This is a genomic window from Pseudomonas sp., from assembly GCF_002796985.1.
Lineage (GTDB): Bacteria > Pseudomonadota > Gammaproteobacteria > Pseudomonadales > Pseudomonadaceae > Pseudomonas.
Genome location: NZ_PEKX01000007.1, coordinates 242,384 through 261,914 on the forward strand (window position 1 = coordinate 242,384; position 19,531 = coordinate 261,914).

At 66.9% G+C, this 19,531-nt stretch carries 14 protein-coding genes; 10 read left to right on the top strand and 4 right to left on the bottom strand.

Annotated features, from left to right (window positions below; genetic code table 11):
• The first annotated feature begins 66 nt into the window (after positions 1-66).
• The 10 genes from recC (at position 67) to chrA (ending at position 14,739) form a co-directional block, all read left to right on the top strand.
• A complete protein-coding gene (recC, locus tag CTR55_RS06685) occupies positions 67-3,534 on the top strand; it encodes an exodeoxyribonuclease V subunit gamma (RefSeq protein WP_296285138.1) in 3,468 nt (1,155 codons plus the stop codon).
• Complete coding sequence (gene recB, locus CTR55_RS06690; RefSeq protein ID WP_296285139.1) at positions 3,531-7,235, top strand: exodeoxyribonuclease V subunit beta; 3,705 nt, start codon at positions 3,531-3,533, stop codon at positions 7,233-7,235. The genes recC and recB overlap by 4 nt, the downstream gene beginning before the upstream one ends.
• On the top strand, positions 7,232-9,274 hold the full coding sequence (gene recD / locus CTR55_RS06695; RefSeq protein ID WP_296285140.1) for an exodeoxyribonuclease V subunit alpha: 2,043 nt from the start codon (positions 7,232-7,234) through the stop codon (positions 9,272-9,274). Before recB ends, recD begins: the two co-directional genes overlap by 4 nt.
• A 261-nt stretch (positions 9,275-9,535) precedes the next feature.
• Complete coding sequence (locus CTR55_RS06700) at positions 9,536-9,904, top strand: YciI family protein (protein ID WP_296285141.1); 369 nt, start codon at positions 9,536-9,538, stop codon at positions 9,902-9,904.
• A 39-nt stretch (positions 9,905-9,943) separates the two neighbouring features.
• On the top strand, positions 9,944-10,474 hold the full coding sequence (locus tag CTR55_RS06705; RefSeq protein ID WP_296285142.1) for an SRPBCC family protein: 531 nt from the start codon (positions 9,944-9,946) through the stop codon (positions 10,472-10,474).
• A 31-nt stretch (positions 10,475-10,505) separates the two neighbouring features.
• Positions 10,506-10,658, top strand: a complete 153-nt coding sequence (locus tag CTR55_RS06710) for a hypothetical protein (RefSeq protein WP_167523265.1) — start codon at positions 10,506-10,508, stop codon at positions 10,656-10,658.
• Positions 10,655-11,437, top strand: a complete 783-nt coding sequence (locus CTR55_RS06715) for a DUF899 domain-containing protein (RefSeq protein WP_296285143.1) — start codon at positions 10,655-10,657, stop codon at positions 11,435-11,437. Before CTR55_RS06710 ends, CTR55_RS06715 begins: the two co-directional genes overlap by 4 nt.
• Before the next feature lie 32 nt (positions 11,438-11,469).
• A complete protein-coding gene (locus CTR55_RS06720; protein WP_296285144.1) occupies positions 11,470-11,910 on the top strand; it encodes a nuclear transport factor 2 family protein in 441 nt (146 codons plus the stop codon).
• A gap of 308 nt (positions 11,911-12,218) precedes the next feature.
• Entirely contained in the window at positions 12,219-13,484 is a 1,266-nt protein-coding gene (locus CTR55_RS06725; RefSeq protein WP_296285145.1) for an RNA polymerase sigma factor, read from the top strand.
• A 58-nt stretch (positions 13,485-13,542) separates the two neighbouring features.
• On the top strand, positions 13,543-14,739 hold the full coding sequence (chrA, locus tag CTR55_RS06730) for a chromate efflux transporter (protein ID WP_296285146.1): 1,197 nt from the start codon (positions 13,543-13,545) through the stop codon (positions 14,737-14,739).
• On the opposite strand, the gene CTR55_RS06735 is transcribed toward chrA, so the two are convergent.
• The 4 genes from CTR55_RS06735 to CTR55_RS06750 form a co-directional block, all read right to left on the bottom strand.
• Positions 14,736-15,509: an SDR family NAD(P)-dependent oxidoreductase gene (locus tag CTR55_RS06735; RefSeq protein ID WP_296285147.1), complete on the bottom strand. Its 774-nt coding sequence runs from the start codon at positions 15,507-15,509 to the stop codon at positions 14,736-14,738. The two genes, chrA and CTR55_RS06735, sit on opposite strands and share 4 nt — an antisense overlap.
• A 378-nt stretch (positions 15,510-15,887) precedes the next feature.
• Positions 15,888-16,691, bottom strand: coding sequence for a type 1 glutamine amidotransferase (locus tag CTR55_RS06740; protein ID WP_296285148.1), 804 nt, complete (start codon positions 16,689-16,691; stop codon positions 15,888-15,890).
• 385 nt (positions 16,692-17,076) lie between these two features.
• Positions 17,077-18,747 (bottom strand): sensor domain-containing diguanylate cyclase, encoded by a 1,671-nt coding sequence (locus CTR55_RS06745; RefSeq protein WP_296285149.1) that lies wholly within the window; start codon positions 18,745-18,747, stop codon positions 17,077-17,079.
• Between the two features lie 192 nt (positions 18,748-18,939).
• The gene (locus CTR55_RS06750; RefSeq protein WP_296285150.1) at positions 18,940-19,284 is read right to left on the bottom strand and encodes a hypothetical protein; all 345 of its coding nucleotides are present in this window, start codon (positions 19,282-19,284) and stop codon (positions 18,940-18,942) included.
• Positions 19,285-19,531 lie beyond the last annotated feature (247 nt).

Genomic DNA, 19,531 nt, shown 5'->3' on the forward strand with positions numbered 1-19,531 from the left:
TTTTGGTGAAATGCCCGTCATCCCCGGCGGGCGCCTCCCATTGCCCGCTCACCTTCAGGAGACAAGATGAGCGAGCAGCGACTGACCCCCGGCCTGATGGTGATCCACGGCAACCATCCGGAAGCGCTGCGCGACCTGCTGGTGCAGTGGATGAGCCTGCACCCGCTGGCGCCGCTGGAGAACGAAGTCATCCTGGTGCAGAGCAACGGCATCGCCCAGTGGCTGAAGCTGGCGCTGGGGCGCGACGTGGAAGAGGGTGGCTGTGGCGTCACCGCCGCGCTGGATGTGCAATTGCCCGCGCAATTTCTCTGGCGCGCCTACCGTGGTGCGCTGGGGCGCGATGAAATCCCCGAAGTCTCGGTGCTCGACAAGGGCCCGCTGACCTGGCGGCTGATGCGCCTGCTGCCGACCCTGCTGGAACGCGACGAGTTCGCCACCTTGCAGCGCTTCCTCGCCGATGACGCCGACCTGCGCAAGCGTCACCAACTGGCCGAGCGCCTGGCCGACCTGTTCGACCAGTACCAGGTCTACCGTGCCGACTGGCTGGAAGACTGGAGCCGTGGCGTCGATCAGCTGCGCCTGGCCAACGGCAGCGTGCGCGAGCTGGAAGCCGACAACCGCTGGCAGGCCGCCCTATGGCGTGCGCTGCTCGACGACGTCGGCCCGGAAGGCCTGGCCACCAGCCGCGCCGGCGTGCACGGGCGCTTCATCGAGAAGCTCAAGGCCGCCGAGAACCCCCTGCCTGGTTTGCCGCGCCGCGTGGTGGTCTTCGGCATCTCCGCCATGCCCGCGCAAACGGTGGAAGCCCTTGCCGTGCTGGCGCGCCACGCCCAGGTGCTGCTCTGCGTACACAACCCCTGTCGTCACCACTGGGCCGACATCGTGGCCGACAAGGACCTGCTGCGCCACGAATACCGCCGCCAGCGCCGCCGTGCCGGCACCCCGGAGCTGCTCAGCGACGACCAGCAGCACCAGTACGCCCAGCCACTGCTGGCCGCCTGGGGCAAGCAGGGGCGCGACTACATCAACCTGCTCGACCAGTACGACGATCCGGAAAGCTACCGCGCGCGCCTGGGCGCCGTGAGCAACGGGCGCATCGACCTGTTCAGCGAAGTCGAGCCCGGCAACCTGCTCGGTCAACTGCAGGACGACATCCTCGAACTGCGTCCGCTCAACGAGACGCGCGAACACTGGCCGGCGGTCGATCCGCAGGCCGACGACTCCGTGCGCTTCCACGTCGCCCACAGCGCGCAGCGCGAAGTGGAGGTTCTCCACGACCAGTTGCTCGCCCGTTTCGACGCTGACCCGACACTGCGCCCGCGCGACGTGATCGTCATGGTCCCGGACATCAACCCCTACGCGCCGCACATCGAAGCCGTGTTTGGCCAGCTGGCGCGCGACGACAAGCGCTTCATTCCCTACACCCTGGCCGACCAGGGCCAGCGCGGCCGCGAACCGCTGCTGGTGGCGCTGGAACACTTGCTGCGGCTGCCCGAAAGCCGTTTCGCGGTGAGTGAAATCCTCGACCTGCTGGACGTCGCCGCCGTGCGTGCGCGCTTCGGTCTGGCCGATGCCGACCTGCCGCTGCTGCGTCGCTGGATCGACGGTGCCGGCGTGCGCTGGGGCCTCGACGGCCAGCAGCGTGAACGCCTCGGCCTGCCCGCCGCCGCCGAAGCCAACAGCTGGCGCTTCGGCCTGCGGCGCATGCTGCTGGGCTTTGCGGTGGGCGAGGGCGAAGCCTTCCAGGGCATCCAGCCCTACGCGGAAATCGGCGGGCTCGATGCTGCGGCGCTCGGCCCTTTGGCCGGCTTGTTGCAGGCGCTGGAGATCACTTGCGAAGAGCTGGCCGATGAAGCGACACCCGAGCAATGGGTTGAACGATTGGGCGCGCTCCTGCAGCGCTTCTTCCTGGTCACTGATGAACACGATGAATTACTTCACCAGAGACTCCTCGAACTGCGTGATGAATGGCTGGAAACCTGCGGCCACGCCGGCTTCAGTGACCCGCTGCCGCTTTCGGTCGTGCGCGAGGCCTGGCTCAGCGGGCTGGATGCTGGCGGCCTGAACCAGCGCTTCCTCGCTGGCGCGGTGAGCTTTTGCACGCTGATGCCGATGCGCGCGATTCCCTTCCAGCTGGTCTGCCTGCTGGGCATGAACGACGGCGACTACCCGCGCCCGCAATCGCCGCTGGACTTCGACCTGATGCGCAACGACTACCGCCCCGGCGACCGTTCGCGGCGCGAGGACGACCGCTACCTGCTGCTCGAGGCGCTGCTCTCGGCGCGCCGCCAGCTCTATGTCAGCTGGGTCGGGCGGAGCATCCGCGACAACACCGACCGGCCGCCTTCGGTGCTGGTCGGCCAGCTGCGCGACCACCTCGCAGCCGGCTGGCACAGCGCCAATGACGGCGATCTGCTGCATGGCCTGACCCAGGAACACCCGCTGCAACCCTTCAGCCGCGCCTATTTCGAACATCCTTCCGACCATGGCATCGACGGCCTCTACACCTACGCCCGCGAGTGGCGCGATGTGCACCGCGAGCACGATGGCGAGACGGACAATGCGCCGCTGCCGTTGCTGGTGCTCGACGCGCCCATCGGCCTGCGCGTGCTCTCGGACTTCCTCGCCAACCCCGTCGGCGCCTTCTTCCTGCAGCGCCTCAAGGTGCGCTTTGCCGAGGAGCAACTGACCGGCCAGGACGAAGAGCCTTTCGAGCTGAACGGCCTGGACGTCTGGCAACTGCAGTTCGAACTCTGCGAACGCCTGCGTCCGTGGGTGGAACAGCACTGGCAAGACGACCAACTGGCCGGGCAACTGACCGCCCAGGTAGAACGGCTGCGCCGCGAAGGGCGGCTGCCGCTGGCGGCGTTCGGCGATTTCTCTGCGCAGGCGCTGGTCGCCCCGTTACATGACCTGCTGGCGCGCTACCGCGAGCAACTGGAGCACTGGTCGCAGGTGGAGGACGAACAGCGCGAGCTCAACCACGAGCACGCCGACATCGAACTGGCCGACTGGCTCGGTGGCCTGCGCCGCAACGCCGACGGCCAGCTCGCCAGCCTGCAACTGGTCAGCGGCAAGCTGCACGAGGGCAAGGGCTACAAATGGCATGGGCTGGTGCGCCCGTGGGTGCGCCACCTCGCGTTGCAACTGTGCGGCGAACCGGTGACCAGCGTGCTCGTCGGCCTGACCGGCACCCTGGAATTCCCGCCGTTGCCGGCGCAGGAAGCCCGCGCCGAACTGAATGCGCTGCTGGATGCCTGGTTCCAGGGCATGAGCCGACCGCTGCCGGTCGCCTGCAAGGCGGCTTTCGCCTGGCTGGCCGCTGGAGAGGACGAAGAGCGTGCCACCCGCGAAGCCGCCAAGCGCTATGACGGAGGCTTCAACCTGAGCGGCGAGGCGGCGTCCTCGGCGGCGCTGGCGCGGGTCTACCCGGACTTCGCCGCGCTCAACGCCAGCGGGGAATTTGCTGCCTGGGCCGAAGCACTCTACGGGCCCTTGTTCGAACTGCTGCAGCGCAAGGAGGCGGAACAATGAGCGCCGTCGAGCTGAACCCTCTCGATTTCCCGCTGCACGGCAGCCGGTTGATCGAGGCCAGTGCCGGCACCGGCAAGACCTTCACCATCGCCTTGCTCTACGTACGCCTGGTCCTCGACCATGGCGGCGAACAGGCCGCTTTCGGCCGGCCACTGAGCCCGCCGGAAATCCTCGTGGTGACCTTCACCGAAGCCGCCACCCAGGAATTGCGCGAGCGTATCCGCGCGCGCCTGGGCGAGGCGGCACGTTGCTTCGCCGAACCCGAGCAGAAACACGACGGCCTGCTGGTGAAGCTGCGCGACAGCTATGCCGCCGAGCGCTGGCCCGGTTGCGCGCGCCTGCTGCGCCTGGCCGCCGAGTGGATGGACGAGGCCGCCGTCTCGACCATCCACAGCTGGTGCTACCGCATGCTGCGCGAGCACGCCTTCGACAGTGGCAGCCTGTTCACCCAGGACCTTGCCGCCGACCAGAGCGAACTGCTCGCCGAAGCGGTGCGCGACTACTGGCGGCGCAACTTCTACCCGCTGGGCGTGGCGGCGGCCAACGCCGTGCGCCATTGCTACGCCGGCCCCGAAGCGTTGGCCCGCGCCCTGCAACCGCTCCTGGCGGCGCAGGAGGCCGGCTTCCGCTACGCCGACCAGCCGCTGACTGCCCCGGCCTCGCTCAGCGAGCTGCTGGAAACCACCGGCCAGTTCTATGACGAACTCGTCGCCGCCGAAACTCGCGCCCGCGAAGCCTGGGCGGCGGACCGCGACAACCTCGCCGAACTGCTGCGCAACCTGCGCGGCGACCTCAACGGCAACAGCTATCGCGGCAAGGATGACGACGCCGTGTTCGCCGGCTGGATCGAGGCGCTGGATGCCTGGAGCGACGGCGCCGACGCGCCGGACAACCTGGCGAAGTTCGGCCAGACGCGGATCAAGCTGAAAGGCAAGGCTGTGGTGCCGGAGCACCCCGCGTTGCAAGCCATCGACGCCTGGGTCGAGCGCTCCGAGCAACGCCCGGAGATTGCCCCGCAATTGTTGCTGCACGCCCTGGACGAGGTGCGCCACAACCTGGAGGTGGAAAAGCAGAAACGCGCGGAGCTGGGCTTCGACGACCTGCTGGTGCGCCTCGACCGCGCGCTGGCTGGCAGCAGCGGCGAGCGCCTGGCCGAGCGCATCCGCGAGCAGTTCCCGATCGCGCTGATCGACGAATTCCAGGACACCGACCCGCTGCAGTACCGCATCTTCGAGCGCGTCTACCGCATTTCGGAGAGCCCCCCCGAAGGCTCTGCAGAAAAGAGACTGGGGCTGTTCATGATCGGTGACCCCAAGCAGGCGATCTACGCCTTCCGTGGCGCCGACATCCATACCTATTTGCGCGCCCGCGCTGCCACTGCCGGGCGGCACTACACGCTGGGCACCAACTACCGCTCCACGCTGGCCATGGTGAAGGCGGCCAACCGCTGCTTCCTGTTCGCCGAAAACCATCCTCGCGGTGCGTTCCGCTTTGCTGTGGAAGGCCAGGAAAACCCGGTGCCTTTCCTTAACGTCGACGCCCGCGGGCGCGATGAAACCCTGCTGCTCGAAGGCAGCGAAACGCCGGCCATGACCTTCTGGCAGCTGGAGAAAAACGGGGAAGTTTGCCGCTCCGGTGACTATCGGGAAGAGATGGCCGAGCGCACCGCCAGCGCTATCCAGCGCTGGCTGAGCTCCCCGCAGAGCGGCTTCCGTGATGCCGCTGGAGACTGGCGTGCGCTGCGCCCGGCGGACATCGCCATCCTTGTGCGCGGCCGCAGCGAAGCCGAGGCGGTGCGCAGCGAGTTGGCCAAGCGCCGGCTCGCCAGCGTCTACCTGTCCGACCGCGATTCGGTGTTCGACAGCCCCGAGGCGGTCGACCTGCTGCACTGGCTGCGCGCCTGCGCTGACCCTGGCGACGACGGCGCGCTGCGTATCGCCCTGGCCACCCGCAGCCTGGCGCTGGACTGGGCGACCCTGGAACGGCTGAACCAGGACGAGCGCTTCTGGGAAAACATGGTCCTGCGCTTCCGTGACTACCGCCTGCTCTGGCAGCAGCAGGGCGTACTGCCGATGCTGCGCCGCCTGCTCGCCGACTTCGCCCTGCCAGCGCGCCTGCTGCGTGAAACCGATGGCGAACGCAGCCTGACCAACCTGCTGCACCTGGCTGAATGGCTGCAGCGCGAGGCCGTGGAACTGGACGGCGAACACGCGCTGCTGCGGGTACTCGCCGAGCAGCTGGAGAGCCCCTCCAGCGAGGAAATCCTCCGCCTGGAAAGCGACGCCGACCTGATCAAGGTGGTGACCATCCACAAGTCCAAGGGCCTGGAATACCCGCTGGTATTGCTGCCCTTCATCTGTACCTGGCGCGAACTGGACGGCAAGAGCGGCACGCCGCCGAGCTTCCAGTGCGGCGAATCGCGGGTAGTCGAGCTGTCCCGCGACAAGGAGTTGGCCAAGGCCGCGTTCCAGCTGGCCAACGACGAACGCCTGAGCGAGGACATGCGTCTGCTCTACGTGGCCCTGACCCGTGCGCGCCACGCGGTGTGGCTAGGCGTGGCACCGCTGGTGATGAGCAACAGCAAGAGCCCCGAACTGCACAAGGGCGCGATGGGCTACCTGCTCGGTGGCGGCAACGCGCTGAGTGTCGACGACGTGTCCGCGCGGCTGGGCGACTTGCAGGCCGGCCAGGCGGAAATCGCCCTGGAGCCGGCGCCGGAAGTCGGCACGCAAGTGTTCGTCGGCGTCCAGGCCGGCGAGCTGGGCGCGGCCCGCGAACCGCGCCGCCGCGTGGCGGAAAAGTGGTGGATCGCCAGCTACTCGGCGCTGGCCAATATGACGTCCGTGGGGGCCACCGAGGACGACAGCGAAATCGCCCCGGCACCGGCCGCCGATGAACCCATCAGCGCCGGTGAAGACCTGCTGCGCGAAAGCAGCCTGGAAGAGCACCGCGAGCTGGAAGCTGCGCCCGCGCCCTTCAGTCTGCACGCCTTCCCGCGTGGCGCTAACCCCGGCAGCTTCCTCCATGGTTTGCTGGAGTGGGCCGCCGACGAAAATTTCGAGTTCGATGAGCAACAGCTGCGCGACCAGATCGCCCGGCGCTGCGCCCTGCGTGGCTGGCAGGAGTGGATCGAGCCGCTTACCGGCTGGCTTGGCCAGTATCTGCGCACCGCCTTCCGCGTGCCCGGTGCGACGCCGGTCAGCCTTGCCGGGCTGGCCACGTTCCAGAAGGAAATGGAGTTCTGGTTCTCCACCCGCCACGTCGATACCCGGCGCCTCGACGACGCCGTGACCCGCCATACCCTTGGCGGCGTGGCGCGGCCAACGCTGCAGGCGAACCTGCTCAACGGCATGCTCAAGGGCTTCATCGACCTGGTGTTCGAGCACGAGGGCCGCTATTACGTGGCCGACTACAAATCCAACTGGCTGGGCGCCGACGACGAGGCCTACACCGAAGCAGCGCTGCGCGAGGCGCTGCTGGAACATCGTTACGACCTGCAGTACGCGCTGTACCTGTTCGCCCTGCACCGGCTGCTGCAGGCGCGCCTGCCCGACTATGACTACGACCGCCACATCGGAGGCGCGATGTACCTGTTCCTGCGTGGCAGCTCCTCGGCAACCCAGGGCATGACCCTGGAGCGCCCGCCCAAGGCACTGATGGACGAGCTGGACCGCCTGTTCCGCGCAGAGGTGTCAGCATGAAGAGCACCGCTGAAATGCTCGAACTGATTGGCCGCTGGGCCGAGCGCGGCTGGCTGCGCGAGCTGGACCGCGCCTTCGCGACTTTCCTCGTCGAGCGCGCACCGGATGCCAACCCGCTGCTGATCCTTGCCGCCGCCCTGGCCAGCCACCAGCTCGGTCGCGGGCATGTCTGCCTCGACCTGCAAGCCACGTTGGCCGACAGCCGTTTCGCCCTGTCCCTGCCGCCCGAAGGCGACTCGGTCAAGGACGCACCGGAGCTCCCTGGCGTACTGCTGGACGGCTTCGATCTCGACGCCTGGCGTGCCGTGCTCAGCGACCCGCGTCTGGTCGGCGATGGCCCCGGTGACACGCCACTGGTGCTTTCCGGTCGCCGCCTGTACCTGCGTCGCTACTGGCAGTACGAGCGAGAAGTGCGCGCCGGCATTGACCAGCGCCTGCAGCAGGGCGACGCATTGCGAGCAGCGCTGCCTACAGCCCAACTGCGTCAGGCGCTGGATGCGCTGTTCCCGAAAAAGCCCGGCGCTGCTCAGAAGAGCCAGGGGGCCGACTGGCAGAAACTCGCCTGTGCACTGGTCGCCGGCAACGCCTTCGGCATCGTCACCGGCGGCCCCGGCACCGGCAAGACGACCACTGTGGTGAAGCTGCTTGCCCTGCTGCAAAGCCTGGCGCTGGGGGAGGGCGGTCGGCCGCTGCGCATTCGCCTCGCCGCGCCCACTGGCAAGGCCGCCGCGCGCCTGAACGAATCGATTTCCGGAGCGGTGAAAGGTCTGCAGTTGGAAGCGCTGTCCAATGGCGAAGCCGTGCGGAAGGAGATCCCCACCGAAGTCACCACGCTGCACCGCCTGCTCGGCAGCCGGCCGGACAGCCGCCAGTTCCGCCACCACGCCGGCAACCCGCTGGCGCTGGAGCTGCTGGTGGTGGACGAGGCGTCCATGGTCGACCTGGAAATGATGGCCTCGCTGCTCGCGGCGCTACCGCCGCGCGCACGCTTGATTCTGCTGGGCGACAAGGACCAGTTGGCCTCGGTGGAGGCCGGGGCGGTGCTCGGCGAACTGTGCAGCCGCGCCCGTGAAGGTCACTACCGCCCGGCCAGCCGCGACTGGCTGGAGGCGGTAACCGGCGAACAGATCGACGCCACGCTGCTGGACACCACCGGCAGCGACCTCGACCAGGCCGTGGCCATGCTCCGCCACAGCCACCGCTTCAGCGCCGACAGCGGTATCGGCCAGTTGGCCGAAGCAGTCAACGCCGGCGATATCCCGGCCCTGCGCCAGGTGTGGAAGGCGCAGCACGAAGACCTCGCCCGCATCGCCGTGGACGCCCAGGAAACCCGCAGCCTGCGCGACCTGGTGATCGACGGCGGGCGCGGTGGCGACCTGTTCGGCCCGGTCGGTTATGCGCACTACCTGCGCGTGGTCAATGGCTCGCGCCCGGCAGACGACGCCGATCAGGCCGCGCTGGATGCCTGGGCCAGGAAGGTGCTGGAAGCCCACGGCCAGTTCCAGTTGCTCTGCGCGCTGCGTCGCGGACCCTGGGGCGTGGAAGGTCTGAACAGTCTGATCGGCGACCTGCTGCAACGTGAAGGACTGATCCCCTTGGCAAGCGGCTGGTTCGCCGGCCGCCCGGTGCTGGTCACCCGTAATGACTACGGCCTGGGCCTGATGAACGGCGACATCGGCATCACCCTGGCGCTGCCGCAGGCGGCCGACGACGGCTCGCTGCGCTGGGTGGCGCGCGTGGCCTTCCCGGCGGGCGACGGCACCGACGCCATCCGCTGGATCCTGCCCAGCCGCCTGCAGGCAGTGGAAACGGTGTTCGCCATGACCGTGCACAAATCCCAGGGCTCGGAGTTCACTCACACCGCGCTGCTGCTGCCCGACAGCCTCAACCCCATCCTCACCCGCGAGCTGGTCTACACCGGTATTACCCGTGCACGGAAGTGGTTCACCCTGGCCAGCGCCGGGCGTGGCTGGCAGGTGCTGGAAGCGGCAACGGAGCGGCGCGTGCAGCGGGCGAGCGGGTTGCTGGACTTGTCGTGAGGTGACGAGGGGGCAGGCTTTCCCCCCAGGCCAGCCCCCCATCGGAACTTTCGGAAAGCTCGGAACGAATCTGAATGCGCTGGCGCGCAGCACACGCTGTGCCTGACGAACGGCTGCGAGGCCCGTGGCAGAGCCTTGCAAAAAGGCTGCTGAGGCACGCGGGCACACGCTGCGCGATAAAACTTGCCTGCCGCTGTCGATTCCCGCCTGCGCGCTTCGACTAAGAGGTAACTGCAAGCGCACAGCGCTCCGGAGACGAGCATGAAGTACCTCTGCCTGATCTATGTGGATGACCAGCGGCTTTCCAGTCTGTCCGGGCCGGAATACCGGCATCTGATGGATGAGTGCTTCGCCAACGACGAGTACCAGCGCCGGGCCGGGCGGGTGCTGGCTTCCGAGGCGCTGGAAACGGTGGAGACCGCTACCACCCTGCGCCACGGCGCGGCGGGGCTGTCGATCACCGACGGCCCCTTCGCCGAGACCCGCGAATACCTGGGCGGCTTCGTGCTGATCGACGCCCGCGACCTCAACGAGGCGCTGCAGCTTGCCGAACGAATTCCCAGCGGCCGCCTGGGCGCCGTGGAAGTCCGACCGGTCCGTGACTGGGACCGCTATTTCGCCGGGCGTTGAGCCCGGTTCTGTCCGTGCAGCCGACATCGGGAGGATGTGATGCTCAAGTGGATTGCGTTGGTGGTGGTATTGGCCTTGGCGGTGGTTCTGGTGCTGGCGGCGAATCGGCCGGGCACCTTCCGCGTGGAGCGCAGCGCGTACATCCAGGCGCCGCCAGAGGAGGTCCAGGGCTATATCGAAGACTTCCACCAGTGGCCGCGCTGGTCGCCCTTCGAGAAGCTCGACCCGGCCATGCAGCGCACCTTCTCCGGTGCCGAGCAAGGGCGTGGGGCGGTGTACGCCTGGGCAGGCGACGGCAAGGCCGGGGCTGGGCGGATGGAAGTCGTCGAGATCGACCCCGGCCGCCGCGTGACCATCGCGCTGGAGTTCCTCAAGCCGTTCAAGGCCAGCAATACCGCGGAATTCACCCTGGCGCCGCGTGACGGCGGCACCGAGGTGACCTGGGCGATGTTCGGCCCGGTGCCCTTTGTGGCGAAGGTCATGCACCTGTTCTTCGACGTGGACAGCATGGTCGGCAAGGACTTCGAGGCGGGCCTGGCCAGCCTCAAGGGGCTGGCCGAAAAGAGCTGATTCCACCCGCAGCCAACCGTGGAGGTGAGCCATGTGCCCACTGTGCGTATCGACCCTGACGCTGGCGGTCACCAGCGTCCTTTCCGCCGGCGGCGTCAGCGCATTCGCCGTCACCCGCCTGCGCGGCAAGCGCCGCGCCCGGCCCAACGAGCAACGGGAGCGCCCCCAGGAGCGTGCGACATGAAACTGGCCAATCAGGACTTTCCAAGAGTCGTCTCCCCGGCCGCCTGGCGACAGGCGCGCCTGCGCCTGCTGGAGCAGGAGAAGGCCGCCACCCACGCCCGCGACGCGCTCAACGCCCAGCGTCGCGAGCTGCCGGTGGTGCGCATCGACAAGGACTACCGCTTCGAGGGTGCGCACGGCCCGCTGCGCCTGCTCGATCTGTTCGACGGCCGGCCGCAGCTGATCGTCTACCACTTCATGTTCCACCGCGACTCGGGGCTGGGCTGCGAGGGCTGTTCCTATCTGATCGACAACCTTGGCCGGCTGGAGCACCTGCATGCCCGTGGCACCACCTTCGCCATGGTGTCCCGCGCGCCGCTGGAGGAGATCGCGCCGTTCCGTACCCGCATGGGCTGGCAGTTTCCCTGGTATTCGTCGTTCGGCAGCGACTTCAACTACGACTTCCACGTCAGCGTCGACGAGTCGGTCGCCCCGGTGGAATACAACTATCGTGACAAGGCGGAGCTGGAGCGCCTCGGCCAGGACTACCACGTGCGTGGCGAGCAGCCGGGCATGAGCGTGTTCCTGCGCGATGGCGACCAGGTCTTCCACAGCTACTCGACCTATGGTCGGGGGCTGGAGGCGCCGCTGTTCACCTACCACCTGCTCGACCTCACCCCGCTGGGACGTGGCGAAGGCTGGGGCGGCATGCCCGATTACCAGGGCAAGGGCATGAACTGGACGCGCTTCCACGACGACTACGACGAAGCCTCGCCACCGCACAGCTGCTGCGGTTCCTGATCCGACCCGGTTGCCACGAGGAGGAATTCCCGATGACTGCTGCCGAACAAAACGCTACCCACGGCGAACTGCACGCACTGCTGGAAAGCTGGCTGAAATCCGTGCTCGCCGCTGACGTAGAGGGCATCACCCGCCACTACACCCGCGACATCCTCGCCTTCGATGCGGTGAAGCAACTGCAGTTCAAGGGCGTCGAGGCTTATGCCAGCCATTGGCGCGCCTGCACGCAAATGTGCAAGGAGACCACCTTCGAGATACACGAGTTGAGCTTCGAGGGCGGCGGCGAGACGGCCTTCGGGCACTACCTGGCGTACTGCGGCGGCACCGACGACAAAGGCCAGCACAACGCCTCCTGGGCGCGGGTGACCGTTTGCCTGCGGCGCGAGGGCGGGCAGTGGAAGATCGCCCATGAGCACTTCTCGATTCCCTTCGACCCGGCGACGGGGCAGCTGTTGTTCGATGCCAAACCCTGACCTCGGCCTCTGCTCGAACCCTGGCCTGGACCTCGACTTGTAGGAGCGAGCTTGCTCGCGAAACTCGCTTGGCACCGATGGAGTCAGGCGGTTCGCGAGCAAGCTCGTTCCTACGAAAAGCCGCACCTGTCGACCTCGGCTTCCACCACACGGCCCCTTCGCGGGGCGCGCAATGCCTGGGTCCAACTTCCCGGCCCGACGAAACACGCTGCAACGATCCCCCCGTCGCATCCGTCCGACCACCTCCCGTCTTGAAGGGAATGCGTGCAGGATAGGCAGACCCTTTCCCCGCCAAGGATCTTCGGCCCATGCACGACTACGCCTCCCAGCCCCTGCGCGACGTGGTGGACGAGGTCTATCGCCGTGAATCGCGTCGGGTGCTGGCCACGCTGATTCGCCTGCTGGGCGATTTCGACCTGGCCGAGGAAGCGCTGCACGAAGCCTTCGTCGCCGCCGTCGATCAGTGGCGGCGCGATGGCGTGCCGGCCAACCCGCGCGCCTGGCTGGTCTCCGCCGGGCGCTTCAAGGCCATCGACGGCCTGCGCCGGCGTTCGCGCTTCGATGCGTCCCTGACGCAGATTGCCGAGCAGTTGGAAATCGACGCGCAATCGGTGGAGGAACTGGCCGACGAAAGCGTCGAGGACGATCGCCTGCGGCTGATTTTCACCTGCTGCCACCCGGTGCTGCCGGCGGACTCGCAGGTGCCGCTGACCCTGCGCGAGGTCTGCGACCTGAAGACCGAGGAAATCGCCCGCGCCTATCTCGCCACGCCCTCGACCATCGCCCAGCGCATCGTTCGCGCCAAGGCGAAGATTCGCGATGCGCAGATTCCCTACCAGGTCCCGGAGGCTGCCGAATTGCCCGAGCGCCTGGCCAGCGTGCTGCGGGTCATCTACCTGGTGTTCAACGAAGGCTACTCGGCCTCGGCCGGCGACTCGCTGACGCGCCAGGATCTCTCCACCGAGGCCATCCGCCTCGGCCGGCAATTGCTGGAGCTACTGCCAGAATCCGAAGTGATGGGCCTGCTGGCACTGATGCTGCTGCACGAGTCGCGGCGCGAGGCGCGTACCGCCGAGGATGGTGAACTGGTGCTGCTGGAAAGCCAGGACCGTTCACGCTGGAGTCGCGCGCTGATCGAAGAGGGGCAGCAGCTGATCACGGCGGCGTTGGCCACCCGCCGAGTCGGCCCCTACACGCTGCAGGCCGCCATTTCTGCCGTCCACGCAGCGGCCCCGGACATGGCGGGTACCGACTGGGCGGAAATCGTTGGCCTCTACGACCTGCTGCTGGCGATGCAGCCATCGCCAGTGATCGAGCTCAATCGCGCCGTGGCCCTGGCCATGCGTGACGGCCCCGCAGCGGGGCTGGCGCAGGTGGACGCCATCCTCGCTCGTGGCGAACTGCAGGATTACCACCTGGCCCACGCTGCCCGTGCGGATTTCTGCCGGCGTCTGGGGCTCCGCGAGGCGGCGCGTGAAGCCTACGGGCGGGCACTGGAACTGGCGAAGCTGGAACCGGAGCGACGCTTCCTCGAACAGCGGATTCGCGACCTGGATGAAGTAGCAGGCGATTGATTGGCACTGCAACATCGAGCTGCCAGACTGTCCGACTGTCTTGCCCCGAACGCCGCCCATGACCGAGCCAACACCGCGCGACTCCCTCTGGACCGTCTTCCTGATTTTCCTGCGCCTGGGCCTGACCTCCTTCGGTGGGCCGGTGGCGCATCTGGGTTATTTTCGCGAGGAGTTCGTGCGCCGCCGGCGTTGGCTGGACGAGTCGCACTACGCCGATCTGATCGCCCTCTGCCAGTTCCTCCCCGGCCCCGCCAGCAGCCAGCTGGGCATGGCGCTGGGGGCTTTGCGCGCAGGGCAGTGGGGCGCGCTGGCGGCGTGGGTAGGTTTCACCCTGCCGTCGGCCCTGCTGATGCTGCTGGTCGCCCTGGGCCTGTCGCGTCACGGGCAATGGTTGCCGGCTGGGGCGCTGCACGGGCTGATGCTGGTATCGGTCGCGGTGGTGGCCCATGCCGTGTGGGGGATGGCCAAGTCGCTGTGCCCGGACTGGCAGCGCCAGGGGCTGATGATCCTGGTGACCGCCGTGGCGTTGCGCTGGCCCGGTGTGGTCGTGCAATTGCTGGTGATCCTCGCGGCCGCGCTGATCGGCATGGTCTGGCTGCAGTCATCCGCTGCGAGCGGCTCTGGGATCCAAGGCCCTGAGACATCCCGTCGCCGGGGTGGCTTCTACCTGCTGCTGTTCTTCGTGCTGCTGGTGTTTCTGCCTTTGCTGGCGGCAGCATCGCAGGCACCTTGGCTGGCGCAGTTCGACGCCTTCTACCGGGTCGGCAGCCTGGTCTTCGGAGGCGGGCATGTGGTATTGCCGCTGTTGCAGAGCGCGGTGGTCGAGCCCGGCTGGGTCGATGCGCAGAGCTTCCTTGCCGGCTACGGTGCGGCCCAGGCGCTGCCGGGGCCGCTGTTCACCTTCGCCGCCTTCCTCGGCGCAACCATGGCCGAACCGGGCGGGGCCGCCGGGGCGCTGCTCTGCCTGGTGGCGATCTTCCTGCCGTCCTTCCTGCTGGTACTGGGCGCCTTGCCGTTCTGGGAAAACCTGCGCCGCCTGCGTCGTCTGCGCGCGGCACTGGCCGGGGTGAACGCCGCCGTGGTCGGCCTGTTGCTGGCGGCGCTGATCCACCCCATCGGCAGCGAAACCATTAGCGGCCTGCTCGACATTACCGTCGTCGCGCTAGCCTTCGGGGTGCTGCTCAGCGGCCGGGTTCCGCCCTGGACGCTGGTGCTGCTGGGAGCGCTGGGCGGAGGCTTGGCCGGGGCGCTCTAGAGGCTGCTGACCAGGTGCCCGCCGTCCACGGCCAGCACCGCGCCGGTCATGAAGGCGCCGGCATCGCTGGCCAGTAGCAGGAACGGGCCTTCCAGTTCCTGCAACTGGCCGAGGCGGCGCATCGGCACCGTGTCGCGGATGTAGGCCTGGCCCTTGTCGCTGTCGAAGTAGGCGTCGTTCATTTCCGTCTTGAAGTAGCCCGGTGCGATGGCATTGACCCGCACGTTGTAACGCGCCAGCTCCAGCGCCAGGGATTTGCTCAGTTGCACCACGCCGGCCTTGGCCGCGCAGTAGTGGCTGTAGCCGCCGCCCACGCGCAGGCCGAGGATCGAGGCGATGTTGACGATGCTGCCACCGCGCCCGGCCTTGGCCAGGCGTTGCGCCGCGCACTGGGCAACGCGCCAGACGCCGTCGAGGTTGGTCGAGAGCATGGTGCGCCAGTCCTCCTCGCTGACCTCCAGCGCACGCTGGCCATTACCGATACCGGCGTTGTTGAGTACCACTTCGACCACACCGAACTGCGCCTCGGCGCTGTCGAAGGCAGCTTCCACGCTGGCGCGATCGGTCACGTCCAGCGCCACGGCATGGGCTTCGCCACCGTCGGCACGGATCGCTTCGGCCAACTGCGCCAGCCGCTCGGTACGCCGTGCCGCAAGTACCACGCGGGCGCCAGCACGGGCGGCCACCCGCGCCAGGTGTGCGCCGATGCCGCTGGAGGCTCCGGTGACCAGTACGGTCTTGCCGGCAAGGGAAAAGAGGTCGTTGCTCATGGCTGCACCTTGTTCATCAGAGCGAATTCGCTGACCGCCAAGGTTAGCCCGAGGCGCTCTCAAGGGCGTGCAGGGTGCGCCATTCGCAGTACGAATGATGCGGGAGCGGCTGGCTTCTCGCGGGGAGAACTGTGTCTGGACTTCCCCCTCACCCCAGCCCTCTCCCTCAGGGAGAGGGAGCAGGCTGTGCCGGCTGATGCCTTGGTTTCATCCTGCTACGAATGGTCCCCTCTCCCTCTGGGAGAGGGTTAGGGTGAGGGCAGATCCGAGCACGGAAATACCCTGCAGAAGCGCGCCATGCAGTTGGCTTGTCGTCGCGGGGAACACCAAAGAAAAAGCCCGGCGGATGCCGGGCTTTTTCATGACGCGGGAAGCGAATCAGGCAGCGAGTGCGCGAGTCTGCTTCTTCTTCACCTGTGCGCGGCAAGCATCGCCGAACGCCTGGAAGATCTTCACCGAGTCGGGGTTCTTCGCCGCCTGCCATTCCGGGTGCCACTGCACTGCGAAGAGGAAGGAGGGAAGGGTCGGGGCGTGGATGGCTTCGACCAGGCCGTCTTCGGCGTGGGCGATGGCTTCGATGCCCTTGCCCAGGTTCTTCAGGCCCTGGCCGTGCAGCGAGTTGACGCGGATCTCGTCACCCAGCAGCTTCTGCAGCCAGCTGCCCGCTAGCGGGCGAACGCCGTGGGCCGGGCTGTACTGTACGTCGACCGGGTCTTCGGAGTTCTCGCGATGGTCGTTGAAGCCGGGCTCGGCGTAGACCTTCTGGTAGATATCGCCGCCCAGGGCCACGTTGATTTCCTGCATGCCGCGGCAGATGCCGAAGATCGGCAGGCCACGCGCGATGGCGGCCTTGATCAGCGGGATGTCGAAGTTGTCGCGGTCCTTGTCCTGGCCCTTGCCGGGAGTTTCATTCTCCTGGCCGTACAGGCTCGGATCGATGTTGCTGCCGGCGCCGGTCAGGTACACGCCGTCGGCCATGTCCAGGTATTGCTCGAGGTCTTCGATGCCGCAGCAGGTCGGTACCAGCACCGGCACGCAATCGGACTGTTCGACCAGGGGCACGATGTATTTGTGCGTCATGACCTGATAGTCGTGGCCTTTGCGCTCTTGGCTGCCCATGGACATCAGGACGACAGGTTTACGGAGGGTCTGTTTCTTGTTGCCAATGTTGCTGTTGGACATATGTCACCTTTGGATGGGCTGCAGCCCATCGATTTTGTGCAGGCGCGCAGCTGGAGGGCGCGCTACCTGAGGTTTCGAGCACTGCCGAGAGCGCACAGAAGGCGATGATTCCCGGTCGAAACCTGCCTACCAGCCTGCCAGAGCCGTTAAATATGTCAAACGAATTCGGTGAAGGGCGTCAAAAATAATGGCCGAAATCCTGTCTTACAATTATTTCAACTAATTGTTTTTAAAGGATTTTTGTAAATATCCAAGCGTGCTGAAAAGTCCATTATTTAAAACGCCTGGTCATAATGGTGAAAAATTCCGCACACTTTTTCACGGCGGCCGTTCAGGATCGGCAACGCCCGCGCCGGGCGGCGCGCTCTGCCTCGCGGGTTTGCCTTCAGTGGCACTCGATGCGGTTACGGCCGTTCTGCTTGGCCCGGTAGAGCGCAGTGTCGCTGCGCGAGAGGCCGGCCTCGGCGGACGCGTCGGCGGCGTCCAGCGCGGCAATGCCAATGCTGATGCTCAGCGGGATACGCTGGCCGCCCTGCGTCAATGGCTGCTCCAGCAATTGCTGCTGCAGGCGCTGGGCGAATACCTGTGCGCTGGCGATATCGGCATCGCCCAGCACCACGGCGAACTCCTCGCCGCCCATGCGTCCGGCGAAGTCGACGCGGCGGATGGCGCGCCCGAGGATGCTGGCGAAGTGGCGCAGGGCTTCGTCACCCACGGCGTGGCCCCAGCGGTCGTTGATCGACTTGAAGTGGTCGATGTCGCACATCAGGATCGCCGCGTTGCGTTCGATGCTGCGCTGCACTCGGCCCAGTTCGGCCTCGATCAGGTGCATGAAGTGGCCGCGATTGGGCAACTGGGTGAGATAGTCGGTGGTCGCCAGCAATTGCAGTTCGGCTTCGATGCGCTTGCGTTCGGTGATGTCGGTGATGAAGCCGTGCCAGATCAGGCTGCCATCGGCCTGGCGCTTGGGATGGGCGTTGCCCTGGCGCCAGAACGTGCCGCGGCCGGCGATCTGCACCCGGTATTCGTGACGCCAGGGTTGCATCTGTGCAGCGGAGGCTTCCAGCGAGGCGAGGCAGGCCGGCAGGTCCTCGGGATGGACCAGGTCGCGCAGGACCACGGAGTCATGGCGCATCTGTTCGGCCGGTACGCCGTAGATGTCCAGCACCCCCGCGCTGACATAGGGGAAGGTGCCGGTGCCGTCGGGCAGACGGCGGAACTGGAAGACCATGCCGGGGATTTCGTTGGTCAGGTCGGTGAGCAGTTGCACGCTTTCGCGCAGTTGCTCGGCCATGCCCCGCAGGGCAGTGATGTCGGTGGTGGTGCCGAGCATGCGCAGGGCATTACCGGCGGCATCACGCTCCACCACCTTGCCGCGGCTGCAGACCCAGAGGTAATGGCCGTCCTTGTGCTGCAGGCGGTGCTCCACCTCGTAGGCCTCGGTGTGGCCATCGAAGTGGTTGCGCATGCTGCTCTGCACGTACTCGAGGTCGTCCGGGTGCACGCGGGTGTAGGCGTCTTCGATGCGGCTGCCGATCTCGTCCTCGGCATAGCCCAGCAGGGATTTCCAGGCGCTGGAGTAGTGGATCTGGCCGGTGGGCACGTGGCGGTCCCAGATGCCGGTGCCGCTGCCGTCCACTGCCAGGGCCGTGCGCCTTTCGCTTTCCTCCTGTGGTGCACGGGCGCGATCGAGGAGGGCTTCACCCAGTTCCAGCACATCGGCCAGCAAGGTTTGCTGCGGCGGGCTGAGTACCTTGTTGCTGCCGCTGAGCAGCAGCAGGCGCGCCTGGGGAAAGCCTTCCGGGTCGCGCAGTGTCTCGCAGGCGAGCAGGTGCAGGAGCTGGCCCTGGTGGCTCAGGGGGCTGGAGGCGGCGTTGAGGGTGAGCAGGGTGGCCAGGGAGAGCGCACCGGCGCCATCGATGCCGAGTTGGCCGAGCAACTGACCGCTCAGGTCGATAAGCAGGACGGCACAATCGCCGCCTGCCTGGCGGGCGAGACGCAGCAGGCCGTCATATCGCCCGTACTCCTTTACCGCAGGATTACTGGAAGTTCGCATCCGATAGCAGCTTCTTCAACGGAGGATGGGCGTAGTTCTTGGTTGCGGTCCGCGCCAGAGGTGCGGCGGGAGGACGCAGGTGGCTTTATGAAATCACGGGCGGGTCCGTGGCCACAATCTCCGCTTGCGATACGGGCGACGAGCGTGCATCTCCGGGAACCCGATGAACCGGTGCCCGGCGAGTTGGGGGCATCAGTTGACCAGTTGATCGATCAGCACGGCATTGGTGTAGATCAGGCTGCCGTCGCTGGCGCGGTGGCCGACCAGGTGGAACTGGCCGCGGTGTTCGGTGCCGCTCAGGTACACACGGAACATGCAGTCGGCCAGCGGTCCGTAGCCTTCGGGCATGTGCAGCTCGAGGGTGTCGGGGTTGGCGTCGACCATCATTTCCCGTTGGCCGTTTTCCTGCAGGTAGACCTCGGCCTGTTCCAGGTGAAGCCGGTCGTCGGCGGTCAGGTAGAAACGGATGTCTTCCAGCGGCGTGGGCTTCTGTTCGGCGGTCGTCTTGCACCAGCCTTCGAGGGTCATTGCGCTCATGGTGGGGAGCCTCCTGGGTTCGCGGGCGGGATTAGCGTGCCGTCGGAGAGTTGGACTGCCGCGTCAGAAGGTTCGATCACTTTTTGTTCGGATGCTTATTTGAGCGATAAATCCCGAGCATAAAAAAAGCCGCTCCAGGGGAGCGGCTCGAAGGACGTCGAAGGAGCAATCACAATATCAACGTCAGGAGTTGTCTTCCGCACGGAAAGTGCGGAAGCGGGAAGATGGGGTCATTCTAGAAAGTTGT